The sequence below is a fragment of the Ruegeria sp. P10 genome (assembly GCF_056534925.1).
Genome location: NZ_JBQERJ010000020.1, coordinates 1 through 11510, shown reverse-complemented (window position 1 = coordinate 11510; position 11510 = coordinate 1). Strand labels below are relative to the sequence as shown.

At 57.9% G+C, this 11510-nt stretch carries 8 protein-coding genes and 1 pseudogene; 6 read left to right on the top strand and 3 right to left on the bottom strand.

Going from position 1 to position 11510, the window contains the following annotated elements; translation table 11 throughout:
- Window positions 1-282 precede the first annotated feature (282 nt).
- On the top strand, window positions 283-1044 hold the full coding sequence (locus tag ACR0FB_RS20505) for an NAD kinase (RefSeq protein WP_245217987.1): 762 nt from the start codon (window positions 283-285) through the stop codon (window positions 1042-1044).
- 241 nt (window positions 1045-1285) lie between these two features.
- Here ACR0FB_RS20505 and ACR0FB_RS20500 read toward each other — a convergent pair whose 3' ends face one another.
- From ACR0FB_RS20500 to ACR0FB_RS20490, 3 genes are all read right to left on the bottom strand, one after another.
- Entirely contained in the window at window positions 1286-2737 is a 1452-nt protein-coding gene (locus tag ACR0FB_RS20500; protein ID WP_480621756.1) for an amidase family protein, read from the bottom strand.
- A gap of 89 nt (window positions 2738-2826) precedes the next feature.
- On the bottom strand, window positions 2827-4716 hold the full coding sequence (gene prpE, locus ACR0FB_RS20495) for a propionate-CoA ligase PrpE (protein WP_171633735.1): 1890 nt from the start codon (window positions 4714-4716) through the stop codon (window positions 2827-2829).
- Window positions 4717-5082: 366 nt separating this feature from the next.
- A complete protein-coding gene (locus ACR0FB_RS20490; RefSeq protein ID WP_480621755.1) occupies window positions 5083-7356 on the bottom strand; it encodes an NADP-dependent malic enzyme in 2274 nt (757 codons plus the stop codon).
- A gap of 185 nt (window positions 7357-7541) precedes the next feature.
- On the opposite strand from ACR0FB_RS20490, the gene ACR0FB_RS20485 reads away from it, so the two are divergent.
- From ACR0FB_RS20485 to ACR0FB_RS20465, 5 genes and pseudogenes are all read left to right on the top strand, one after another.
- The gene (locus tag ACR0FB_RS20485) at window positions 7542-8246 is read left to right on the top strand and encodes a hypothetical protein (protein WP_480621754.1); all 705 of its coding nucleotides are present in this window, start codon (window positions 7542-7544) and stop codon (window positions 8244-8246) included.
- Window positions 8209-9312 carry a cupin domain-containing protein gene (locus ACR0FB_RS20480; RefSeq protein WP_171633728.1) on the top strand — a complete coding sequence of 368 codons (1104 nt, stop codon included), beginning with the start codon at window positions 8209-8211 and terminating at the stop codon, window positions 9310-9312. The genes ACR0FB_RS20485 and ACR0FB_RS20480 overlap by 38 nt, the downstream gene beginning before the upstream one ends.
- Window positions 9313-9380: 68 nt before the next feature.
- A complete protein-coding gene (locus ACR0FB_RS20475; RefSeq protein ID WP_171723615.1) occupies window positions 9381-9797 on the top strand; it encodes a cytidine deaminase in 417 nt (138 codons plus the stop codon).
- 4 nt (window positions 9798-9801) lie between these two features.
- Complete coding sequence (locus ACR0FB_RS20470; RefSeq protein WP_210092785.1) at window positions 9802-11109, top strand: thymidine phosphorylase; 1308 nt, start codon at window positions 9802-9804, stop codon at window positions 11107-11109.
- Window positions 11106-11510: pseudogene (locus tag ACR0FB_RS20465) on the top strand (phosphopentomutase); the annotation flags it as partial. The gene ACR0FB_RS20470 and the pseudogene ACR0FB_RS20465, both read left to right, overlap by 4 nt.

Genomic DNA, 11510 nt, shown 5'->3' with positions numbered 1-11510 from the left:
CTCGATCTCGTCGCGCTGACGACCCAGTTCCGACGTGATCGAGCCAAAAAGCTCGGGATCACGATCAGAAAGGGACTGGGTGAAAAATCCGGTATCACGAAGATTGGCGTTCATGGGCGCTCCACATGGCTGGGTAAAAATCTTGCGGATTTCCTATCGGAAACGCCACATTCGCAAAAGGCTTAAAGCGACGATTTGGCCCGCTGCGGCGTCAAGACTGGCCTATCGGGGAAAGGTATGTTTGTTTCGGAACCAAATGTGCAGCACCGGAAACCGGAAAACATGAAAAAAAGAATCGCCTTTCTTGCCAGTGAGGTCAAAGTGGCGCAAACGGCCCGGGATATTCTGGTGTCCAAACACGGTAATGTGGCGCCCCGCGACGCAGATGTTGTGGTTGCTCTTGGGGGTGATGGCTTCATGTTGCACACTTTGTACAATGTGCAGCATCTCGATACTCCGGTTTACGGGATGAATCGCGGCACGATCGGCTTTCTGATGAATGAGTATCACGAAGACGATCTGATGGCGCGGTTGGAGGATGCCGAAGAAGAGGTTATCAACCCGTTGGCCATGCAGGCGATGGACCAATCAGGAAAACTGCACCAAGCCTTGGCGATCAACGAAGTGTCATTGCTACGCGCCGGTCCTCAGGCAGCAAGGCTCAAGATCAGCGTAGACGACCGGGTGCGCATGGCCGAATTGGTCTGTGACGGGGCATTACTTGCCACTCCTGCGGGATCGACCGCCTATAACTATTCCGCGCATGGGCCGATTGTTCCGATTGGCGCTGACGTTCTGGCCCTGACACCCATCGCGGCGTTTCGCCCACGGCGGTGGCGCGGTGCCTTGTTGCCGAAAATGGCGAAAGTCAGGTTCGATGTGGTCGAAGCTGACAAGCGACCCGTCATCGTGGCTGCTGATTCCGTTTCTTTCCCGGATATAGACTGGGTCGAGATCAGGTCGGAACCAGCCATTGCGCACCGTATCCTTTTCGACCCCGGCCATGGGTTGGAAGAACGTCTAATATCCGAACAATTCACGTAAAATCGGCCATCTCCGAATTTTTTCTCACGCCTATGTGAAGCAGTTCACAGGAATTCACTTAACGATTGGCTAATGTGAAATTGCCCGGAGAACACGCCAAGGTGGGAGTGAGTGGCCACCTGAACGGCGTATTCGAATGATTGCGCAGATTTTGCGCTGGCGAGGGTGGGTGGTGCTACGCTCGTCATCAGAAATCCGGGCTTATTTTAGCAGTCGGACCCCGGGTACAATGTCCCGGGGTCTATTTTTTGCAGCCGCCCTGCAACTCTGACTTCTCCCAAAGCGGCAGGCACATTTGGCCCACGCGTGCCTCGATTGCCGAGGCCGCATCCACCGCCAGATCTTCGCGCCAGCGCTGTGCTGCAATCTGAACATTGATCGGCTGTGGGCCCTTTGGCAATTCAGCCAGCCGGGCCGGGACACATGCCGCAGGCAGGCCCAGAAAGTTCATCGCATAGGAATAAACGGCGCACCCCAGAACCTCATGCACTCCGTCGGCGCCTTCGGTGTCCCGGTCAGGTTTGAAGAACGGCTGTGGCAGGAAAGGCGACAGCACCAAAGGGTAGTCTTGTAAAAACAGGGACCATTCCCGCGCATAGTGGCTTCGTTTGGCCAGCATCTGAACCATCTCGGTTTCGACAATAGGCGGGAATTCCTGGAAATAGACCGCAAAGATGTTCTGAATGGTTTTCGAACCGGCCGCTTCGATATCTGACTTCATGAGCGTGAGCACTTCGCCCATCAGCGTACGGTAACCGATCCGACCGCATTCAAATACATCAGGCGGGTCAATCTCTTGCACCACATAACCCGCATCGGTCAGTGCGTCCCGTGCCGTGTCGAGCGCTTTTTCCACCTCGGGGTGCAGGGCATAGCCGAATGTGTTCTTGGTGAAGGCTACCTTGATGGGCGTGTCGGGATCAGGACCACGCCAGGGCATCGGCACGTGAAACGGGTCACGCGCGTCGGCGGCGATCAGGCTGGGCATGGACAGATGCAGGTCAGCAGCCGACCGGGTTATCAGACCCTGAACTGACATCGACTGCGCCAGCAAACCGCGTTCGACTTTCTGGCTTGGGTTCCACGCCGGGACACGCCCCAGCCCGGGTTTCACGGTCACGGCTCCGTTGGCCGCCGCGGGAAAGCGCAGGCTGCCGCCGATATCGTTGCCGTGGGCCAGCGCGCCGATTCCGGCCATGACCGCGACGCCAGCCCCACCGGAAGAGCCGCCGGGCGAGATATGCCGCCCCCAGGGGTTGTGCGTACGCCCATAAAGCGGATTGTCCGTGTCGGCGCGGAAAGAGAACTCGGGCGTGTTGGTTCGCCCGACAACAACAGCCCCTGCCTTTAGCAGATTGCTCACAACCGGGGCGTCATCCGGTGCAATCACATCTTTCAATGCGACGACACCGTTGGTTGTGGCATGGCCTTTTTGGTCAACGTTCACCTTGATCGTGACCGGCACGCCATGCAGCGGACCCGTGGGTTTGCCGCCAGCCCGCGCATTGTCCAGCGCTTCGGCACGTTCCAACGCTTGCTCGCGCAGGTCTTCCACCACCGCATTCAAACCGGGGTTGACCTCATCCATTCGCTCGATCGAGGCCCGAACCGCCTCGGTTGCACTCAGGTCGCCGCGTCTTGTCAGGGTGGTCAGGTCTGTGGCGCTGAGACGCCAGATATCGGTTTGTGTCATGGGTCCTCACTGTCTTAACGTGACAGTAGAGGGGCTGCTTCCGGTTGCAAGAGAAGACAAATAATGGGCGGCTAATGCCGCCCCTCGGGTTACTTGGCGTAACCGATTGTCTGCAAGGCCTCTTTGATCTCGTCAAGAATGGCTGGATCATCGATCGTTGCAGGCATTTTGTAATCCTGACCGTCTGCAATCGACACCATCGTACCTCGCAGAATTTTACCCGAACGTGTCTTGGGCAACCTGTCGACGACGACGGCCAGTTTAAAGGCCGCCACCGGGCCGATCTTTTCCCGCACCATCTTGACGACCTCCTGAACCACGTCGCCATGATCCCGATCAGCGCCGGCATTCAGGCACAGGAACCCAACGGGCATCTGACCTTTAAGCTGATCCGATACGCCGATCACCGCGCATTCCGCGACGTCCGGGTGAGCGGCAAGCACTTCCTCCATCCCCCCGGTCGACAGGCGGTGACCCGCGACGTTGATGACATCATCGGTGCGGGCCATAATGTAAAGATATCCGTCCTCGTCGATCATGCCGGCATCGCCGGTTTCATAATACCCGGGGAAATGCTCCAGATATGACTTCCGGAACCGTTCTTCGGCGTTCCACAAGGTCGGCAGGGTGCCCGGAGGCAATGGCAGTTTGACCGCGATGGCCCCCAGTTCGCCGGCTTTCATTGGGTGGCCGCCTTCGTCGAGAATTTGCACATCATAGCCGGGCATCGGTTTCGCGGGCGAACCCAGCTTAATCGGAAGCTCTTCGATACCCAGCGGATTTCCTGCGATGGCCCATCCGGTTTCGGTCTGCCACCAATGGTCGATCACCGGAACCTTCAGCGCATCCTGCGCCCAGATGATGGTGTCGGGGTCAGCCCGTTCCCCCGCAAGATACAGTGCCCGCAGATGAGACAGATCGTACTTGGCGATCAATTCGCCTTTGGGGTCTTCTCGTTTCACGGCACGGATCGCCGTAGGGGCGGTGAAGAAGCTTTTAACCTTGTGTTCCGAGATCACGCGCCAGAAGGTTCCCGCATCAGGGGTGCCGACCGGTTTGCCTTCGAACACAATCGTCGTGTTGCCGTGGATCAGGGGGGCATAGCAGATATAGGAATGTCCAACGACCCAACCCACATCGGAGGCCGCCCAGAATACATCACCGGGATCAACGTCATAGATGTTCTTCATGGTCCAGTTCAGTGCCACCAGATGTCCGGCAGTGGGACGCACGACACCCTTGGGTGCCCCCGTGGTGCCCGATGTGTACAGGATGTAGGCCGGATCATTGCCGTCGACGGGAACACATTCCGCCGGTTCGACACCGTACTGGAACCCGTGCCAGTTGTAGTCGCGCCCTTCGATCAGCTGCGCAACTTCCTGTTCGCGCTGAAAGATGACGCAGAAATCCGGCTTGTGCTTGGCAAGTTCGATGGCACCGTCCAGAAGCGGCTTGTAGTGTACGACCCGGCCAGGTTCCATACCGCAGGACGCTGCAATGACGGCTTTGGGTTTGGCGTCGTCGATACGGACCGCCAGTTCGTTGCTGGCAAATCCGCCGAACACAACGGAATGCACAGCGCCCAGACGTGCGCAGGCCAGCATCGCCTCAAGCGCCTCGGGGATCATCGGCATGTAGATGATGACGCGGTCACCTTTCTCGATACCTTTCGCCCGCAGCGCGCCGGCAAGATTGGCCACGCGGTTGCGCAGCTCGACATAGGAAATCTCGCGCTTGGTATGGGTGATCGGGCTGTCATAGATGATGGCTGTCTGCTCTCCGCGCCCGTTTTCCACGTGGCGGTCCACGGCGTTCCAGCAGGTATTGACCCGTGCGTCGCTGAACCATTCATACAAAGGCGCGTTGTCGTCGAACAGAGCTTTGCTGGGTTCTTTGACCCAATCGATCCCCTTGGCGGCGTCCATCCAGAACGCCTCGGGGTCTTTCTTCCAACTGTCATAAACGTCCTGATACGCCATCTCGTCCTCCTCACAACGACTTGGTCTTTGTGTTAGGACCCAGAAAACTATCGGGCAAGCGCGTCAAATGACGACGCGTCAGTTTATCGCAAAATATTTGCAGTAATTCGCGCAACAGCTTGCAAATTTTTGCAAACATCTTTTCCAGCATTGGATTTTCTGCGCCAAAAAGGCCATTTTGCAAACTTGCAAATTCGACTGTGCAAAAGATCACGTCCGAGGCGACTCGGCGCAAAGCCAATTCACCATTCTTTCGTGTGCCCCATGGCTACCAAGGAGAAGCAACCACATATAGCAGTCAAAAGGTGAGAATTGTGTTAACCGCACCCCTATGGGGGATGCGGTGCAGGGCGTGGGGCGGACGGCTTAGCCGTAATGCGCCACCGGTGTCCCCGCGATGGCAGCCATGTTCAGCAAACCGCGTGCGGTAATGGACGGGGTGACGATGTGCGCCTTGTTGCCCATCCCCATCAGAATGGGGCCAACTTCGATACCGTCCGCTTTCATTTTCAGGATATTGCGCACACCGCTGGCCGCATCCGCATGAGCAAAGATCAGCACGTTTGCCGCGCCCTGTAGGCGAGAACCCGGAAAAATCCGTGCCCGAAGATCCGCATCAAGGGCCGCATCCAGGTTCATTTCGCCTTCATAGACAAAGTCGCGCGGTTTCTGGTCCAGGATGTCCAATGCAGCGCGCAGGCGCTTTCCCGATCCTTCTGCCTGATTGCCGAATTGTGATTGCGAACAGAATGCGATCTTGGGTTCGATCCCAAATCGGCGAACATGCCGCGCGGCGCCAATGGTGGATTCCGCCAGTTCTTCGGGTGTCGGCAATTGCCGGACATGCGTATCGGCGATGAACAGGGGGCCGTCTTCCAAAATCATCAGCGACAACGCGCCGTGCGGACGCAGGTTTCCATCGTCAAGCACCTGTTCAACATAATTCAGATGCCAGCGATACTCGCCGAACGTGCCGCAGATCAGGCTGTCAGCCTCGCCCCGATGCACCATGATCGCGCCGATGGCGGTTGTATTTGTGCGCATGATCGCCTTGGCCAGATCCGGTGTCACACCTCGGCGCTGCATGATCTGATGATACGAGTTCCAGTAATCGTAATAACGCGGATCGTTTTCCGGGTTCACGATCTGGCAGTCTGTGCCCGGGCGAATGGTCAGGCCCAGTTTTTCGCATCGGGATTCGATGACTTCGGGGCGTCCGATCAGGATCGGTGTTTCCGTTGTTTCCTCAAGAATGGCCTGTGCAGCCCGCAGCACCCTTTCATCTTCGCCTTCGGCAAATACGATGCGACGGGATGCGACGGCCGCGGCCTCGAATACGGGGCGCATCAAAAGCGCCGACTTGAAAACAGACTGGTTGAGTTTTTCCTTATAGGCCTCAAGATCCTTGATGGGGCGCTTTGCGACGCCGCTTTCCATGGCTGCCTTGGCAACGGAAGACGAGACGACACCCACCAAACGCGGATCAAAAGGTTTCGGAATCAGGTAATCCGGCCCAAAGGTCAGTTGCTCGCCCTTGTAGGCGGCTGCCGCCTCGGCGCTTGTCGTCGCGCGGGCCATTTCCGCAATGCCGTCAACGCAGGCGATCTGCATTGCGTCATTGATCTCGGTCGCGCCCACATCCAGAGCGCCCCGGAAGATAAACGGAAAGCACAATACGTTGTTGACCTGATTGGGAAAATCGCTGCGCCCCGTGGCGATGATCGCGTCCGGTGCAACCTCACGCGCGGCCTGAGGCAGAATTTCTGGCGTTGGGTTGGCCAGTGCGAAGATGATCGGACGATCGGCCATTTTCTGAACCATTTCAGGCTTCAGGACATTTGGGCCACTCAGGCCCAGAAACAGATCCGCATCGCCGATTACATTATCCAGAGTCCGCAATTCCGTTTTCTGCGCAAACTGCGACTTGTGCGGGTTCATATCCTCGGCGCGCCCCTCGTAGACGAGCCCGTGAATATCGCACAGCCAGATGTTTTCCTGTTTCACGCCCAGTTTCACCAGCATGTTCAGGCAGGCAATCCCAGCAGCCCCGCCGCCGGTTGATACGACTTTGATGTCCGCAAAGGATTTCCCCGCCACATGCAAAGCGTTCTTGGCCGCGGCCCCGACGACAATGGCGGTTCCGTGCTGATCGTCGTGGAAAACAGGAATGTTCATGCGCTCGCGGCACAGCTTTTCGACAATGAAACAATCCGGTGCCTTGATGTCTTCCAGGTTGATGGCCCCGAATGTCGGTTCCAGTGCGCAGACGATATCCGCCAGCTTTTCCGGATCAGGCTGGTCTACTTCGATATCAAAACAGTCAATACCAGCGAATTTTTTGAACAGGACGGCTTTGCCCTCCATCACTGGTTTCGAGGCCAGCGCCCCGATATTGCCCAGACCAAGAACCGCGGTGCCGTTGGATACCACGGCGACAAGGTTGCCGCGCGCCGTGTACTTTTCCGCGTTTGCGGCGTCGGCTTTGATTTCAAGGCTGGCCTCGGCCACGCCGGGCGAATAGGCGCGCGCCAGATCGCGACCGTTGGCCATCGGTTTCGTGGCCTTGATCTCAAGTTTTCCGGGTTTCGGATGGGCGTGATAGTCAAGCGCGGCCTGTCGCAGGCTGGGGGTGTCAGACATTGAAGTTTCAGTTCCCTCTTAGAATTTGATTTAACATTAAACTATTCGTCCAAGCTTGGCTACGTTGCGTAATTTTGCCGACGTGGCGCAGTTGCACACCCGAAATGGGTTGAATTTTGACATATTTTTCTTACATCTAGGCAACTTTGCGAATCGAACAAACACTCAGGCAAGACGAAGCAGTAATGACTTTCAAGGCAAATGATCAGGTCGATGGCCTGTTCTCCGGTTCTGTGTCGGATACCGGAGTTGTGCGGCGAACCCTTTGGTTTGCGGTGCTGTCAGGTGTTGTGCTTCTTGGTGCTGTTGGCATCTGGCCAGAACAGGCACTGGTTCTCAACCAGGAAGGCGGGTTGTTTGAAACAATTTCCGCCGCGTGTTTGTTTGCAGCAGGTGTGGCGGCTTTGTGGCGATATCCAGGTGTCACCCGGCTGTATATCGGGTTGGCATTCCTGTTGTTGGCCGAGCGTGAGCTGGAAGCAGACGTTTATCCTGAAGGCAGTTTGCCGTTCCTGATCCTTGACGGTCTGGATGTGGTGCTGGACGTCACTCTGGTCAGGGTCGTTCTGGCCTGCGTTGTTCTGGGCGGTGTCATCTGGCATGGGATCCCGACGGGATGGTGTGCTGTCAAACAGCGCGCGTCTTTTCTGATCGTGTTCATTGCGGCCGGCTGTCTTGCCGTCATCGCTCAGCTTCTTGAAGAATTCACCGGTCTGCACGGCCAAGCTTTGTCGTCAGTTGTGAAGACGCGCCTTTTTGTGATGGAAGAAACGCTCGAGATGTTCTTTTCGATTGGCATTTTGGCCTCTGTTCTGATCGGATGGTCAAAATCGAATTCTGACGAGACATCTCATGACAAAGACATACGTGCCTTCCCGGACCCAAGCTGAATTCCGGTTGCCTACCCAGGAAATTCGAAACGACATCCCCTTTTATACCAAGGTGTTGGGGATGCAGATGGACATGATCTATCCCGCGGACGATCCGCGCGTCGCAGTGTTTTCGGGGCACGGTCTGCGGCTGCGGATTGAAAAAGACGCGCCCGAAGCTCCGGGAACATTGCGCATCCTGACAGATGACCCGGAAAGCTTTGCAGATGGCCAACGCGTTCTTGTCGCGCCGAATGGGACCCGGATCGAAATCGAAGAGCGTAATCCGCCGCTGGTGATGCCTGAAACAGTTCATTCCTTTGTGGTGCGCAGGCTCAAGGATCAGGCGCCATGGATCATCGGTCGGGCGGGGATGCACTATCGCGATCTGGTGCCGGATCGTCTGGGTGGATCGATCATCGCCAGCCATATCCGCATCCCGGACGGGGGCCCGGTGCCCGATATGGTGCATTTTCACAAAGTCGGGTTCCAGCTGATATTCTGCATTCATGGCTGGGTGGATGTCGTCTACGAGGATCAGGGAGAGAAAATGCGCCTGACCGCAGGGGATTGCTTTATCCAGCCGCCGGAAATTCGTCACCGCGTGCTCGAGGCGTCAGACAATGTTCAGGTCATCGAGATAGGTGTGCCAGCGGAACATGTCACGGAAATCGACCATGATATGCAGCTTCCCACGCCGCATTTTCGCCCGGACCGTGAATGGCAGGGGCAGCGCTTTGTCTACAACCAGGCCAAGGATGCTGAATGGGTGCCATTCCGTCTTCCAGGTTACATCTGCCGCGATACGACAATTGCCGAGAACACCAAAGGGGTCGCTGGCGTCCAGGTCGTACGCAAAGGGCAGGGCGATACCGAATGGGCCAGTCACGATACGGACATTCACTTTACCTTCGTGATGGACGGGGCGGTAACACTGGAAGGCGAGGGGCGCGAGCCCTACCGGCTGGAGCAAGGAGATGCCTTTGTCATCCCGCCCGGGATGCGCACGCGCTTGTCCTCGCCCTCGGACAACATCGAGTTGCTGGAAGTAACCTTGCCCGGTACGTTCACGACAACACTGGGCTGACTGAAAAACACTGGCTGGGGGCTTCAATTCCTCGGCCTTTTTACGTAACGATCCAAATTTCTGACCAGATGATCAAAAAACGGGGAATCGCCATGTCGCTCAAAGACGCTGCCTTGTCAGTCCGCGAAAACGCCTATGCGCCTTATTCGAATTTCAAGGTTGGCGCAGCGCTTCGGACTTCGACGGGTCAGATCTTTTCCGGGTGCAACGTTGAAAACGTGGCCTATCCCGAAGGCACTTGTGCCGAGGCCGGCGCAATTGCCGCGATGGTCGCCGCAGGTGAGCAGGAACTGACCGAGGTCTATGTGGTCGCCTCCAGCCCTCAGCCTGTGCCGCCTTGCGGTGGGTGTCGCCAGAAACTGGCCGAGTTTGGCAAGCGCGACGTTAAGGTTACTCTGGCAACCGTGGACGGTGCTGAATTTAAGACAACCATCGGGGATTTGTTGCCGGGCGCATTCGACGCGTCTCATATGGAGGATGTCTGAACGCATGGATGCCCGCTCGATCATAGCAAAACTGCGCAGGCAGGAGGTGCCCGGTCGCGAGGAGCTGACCTGGTTTGCGCAGGGGCTTGCGGATGGAAGCGTCAGCGACGCGCAGGCCGGGGCATTCGCCATGGCTGTCTGCATGGGCGGATTGGGCCCTCGGGGGCGTGCGGATCTGACGATTGCGATGCGCGACAGCGGTGACGTTCTGACGTGGGACGTGGACGGGCCGGTGATCGACAAGCACTCGACCGGAGGGGTCGGGGATAGCGTCAGTCTGGTTCTTGCTCCGGCGCTGGCGGAATGTGGGGCGTATGTCCCAATGATCTCGGGCCGGGGTCTTGGGCATACCGGCGGAACGCTGGACAAGCTAGAGGCGATACCGGGAGTCAGCACTCAGATCGGGCAAGACCGCCTTGCGCAGATTTTACGCGATACCGGCGCGGCCATCGTCGGGGCGACCGGCCAGATCGCGCCGGCAGACAAGCGCCTTTATGCGGTGCGGGATGTGACCGCGACGGTCGAGAGCCTGGATCTGATCACGGCGTCGATCCTGTCCAAAAAACTGGCCGCCAGCCCGGACGCGCTGGTTCTGGATGTCAAAACCGGCAGCGGTGCTTTCATGAAAACGATGGAAGATGCCCGCAAATTGGCCACCGCATTGACCGAGACAGCAAACGCAGCAGGCTGCCGCACGTCGGCGGTGATCACGGATATGAACCAACCATTGGCCCCGGCGTTGGGGAATGCCTTGGAAATCGCGGAAGTGATGAAGGTGCTGACCACGTCGAATGCGTCCCCTTTGGCAGACATTTCCGCCGAGCTGGGGGGGGTCCTGCTGACCGATGCAGGAATGTGCGGAACGGTTGAGGAAGGGCGTGAGAAGATCTTTGAAACCATCCGTGACGGCCGCGCTGCCGAACGGTTCGGGCGTATGATGGCAGCGGTTGGTGGCCCGGTTCAGTTTGTCGATACCTGGGCCCGCTTCCTGCCTGAGGCGAATGTCATCCAAGAGGTTCCGGCCCCGCAGGACGGCTTCATCTCGGCCGTTGACGGAGAAGCTCTGGGTCTTGCCGTGGTTGCGCTGGGCGGTGGCCGTCAGGTCGAAAGTGATGAGATCGACCCCGCCGTCGGAATATCCAGTGTTCTTCGGCTTGGGGATCGCGTGTCAAAAGGCGCGCCGATTGCAGTGATCCATGCTGCTCGGGAAGATGCCGCGCGCCGAGCAGCTGAAACCGTGCTGAGCGCGATTGAGATCAGCGATATGGCTCCGACGTTTCCGGATCTGATCCACGAAAGGATCAGCGTATGAGCCGTGCATTTCTCGTCGTCATGGACTCCGTTGGAATAGGCGGTGCGCCTGATGCCGATCGTTTTTTCAATGGCGACGTCCCGGATAGTGGGGCAAATACGCTGGCCCATATCGCGCAGGCCTGTGCCTTAGGGCGGGCCGAAGACGGGCGCTCGGGCCCTTTGATCCTGCCGACCCTCGATGCGCTGGGTTTGGGTGCGGCTGCGCGACTGGCGTCTGGGGACGCAACCCCCGGATTGAACGCGAAACCCAATGGGCTGTGGGGCTGCGCGCGCGAGCATTCGCCCGGCAAAGACACGCCCTCGGGCCACTGGGAACTGGCAGGTCTGCCGGTGCCGTGGGATTGGCACTATTTCCCGGATACTGTTCCGGCTTTTCCCGGCGGCCTGAGCCGCGCAGCG

Bases quoted from the DNA above. Each gene is read 5' to 3' on its own strand.
- ACR0FB_RS20505 (WP_245217987.1), top strand. From the start codon at position 283: ATGAAAAAAAGAATCGCCTTTCTTGCCAGTGAGGTCAAAGTGGCGCAA.
- ACR0FB_RS20500 (WP_480621756.1), bottom strand. From the start codon at position 2,737: ATGACACAAACCGATATCTGGCGTCTCAGCGCCACAGACCTGACCACC.
- prpE (WP_171633735.1), bottom strand. From the start codon at position 4,716: ATGGCGTATCAGGACGTTTATGACAGTTGGAAGAAAGACCCCGAGGCG.
- ACR0FB_RS20490 (WP_480621755.1), bottom strand. From the start codon at position 7,356: ATGTCTGACACCCCCAGCCTGCGACAGGCCGCGCTTGACTATCACGCC.
- ACR0FB_RS20485 (WP_480621754.1), top strand. From the start codon at position 7,542: ATGACTTTCAAGGCAAATGATCAGGTCGATGGCCTGTTCTCCGGTTCT.
- ACR0FB_RS20480 (WP_171633728.1), top strand. From the start codon at position 8,209: ATGACAAAGACATACGTGCCTTCCCGGACCCAAGCTGAATTCCGGTTG.
- ACR0FB_RS20475 (WP_171723615.1), top strand. From the start codon at position 9,381: ATGATCAAAAAACGGGGAATCGCCATGTCGCTCAAAGACGCTGCCTTG.
- ACR0FB_RS20470 (WP_210092785.1), top strand. From the start codon at position 9,802: ATGGATGCCCGCTCGATCATAGCAAAACTGCGCAGGCAGGAGGTGCCC.